Annotated in this window: 1 protein-coding gene; it reads left to right on the top strand. The window is 64.9% G+C overall.

Annotated elements, in window-relative coordinates; all coding sequences use genetic code 11:
- The coding region (locus ALA01S_RS31355) for a TRAP transporter large permease (protein WP_157119458.1) at window positions 1-619 on the top strand (619 nt) is incomplete at both ends.

Below are 619 nucleotides of genomic sequence, written 5' to 3'. Positions count from 1 at the left end.
ATCATTCCGCCGTCCATCGGCTTCGTGATCTTCGGCGTCTCGGCCAACGTCTCGATTTCCAAGCTGTTCCTGGCCGGCATCGTCCCCGGCATCCTGATGGGTGCGTCCATCGCCATCGCGTGGTGGTATGTCGCCAAGCGCGAGAACATCCAGCCCCCGCCCAAGGCCAGCCTCAAGGAGCAGCTTGCGGCGCTGCGCGAATCGCTGTGGGCGCTGGGCCTGCCGGTGATCGTGATCGTGGGCCTGAAGATGGGGGTGTTCACGCCCACCGAGGCCGCCGTGGTGGCCGCCGTCTACGCGCTGCTGGTGTCCATGCTCATCTACCGCGAGATGAGCATCAAGCAGCTCTACGAGGTGTTCGTGAGCGCGGCCAAGACCACCGCCGTGATCATGTTCCTGGTGGCCGCGGCGATGGTGTCGGCCTGGCTGATCACCGTGGCGGACATTCCGAGCCAGATGATCAGCCTGCTGGAGCCCTTCATGGGCAACCAGACCCTGCTGCTGATCGCCATCATGGTGCTGGTGATGGCCGTGGGCACGGCCATGGACATGACGCCCACCATCCTGATCCTCACGCCGGTGCTGATGCCGGTGATCAAGCAGGCCGGGATCGACCCCG

Origin of the sequence: Azohydromonas lata NBRC 102462 (assembly GCF_001571085.1) — a bacterium.
Lineage (GTDB): Bacteria > Pseudomonadota > Gammaproteobacteria > Burkholderiales > Burkholderiaceae_C > Azohydromonas > Azohydromonas lata.
This window is presented reverse-complemented; position numbering and strand designations above follow the sequence as displayed.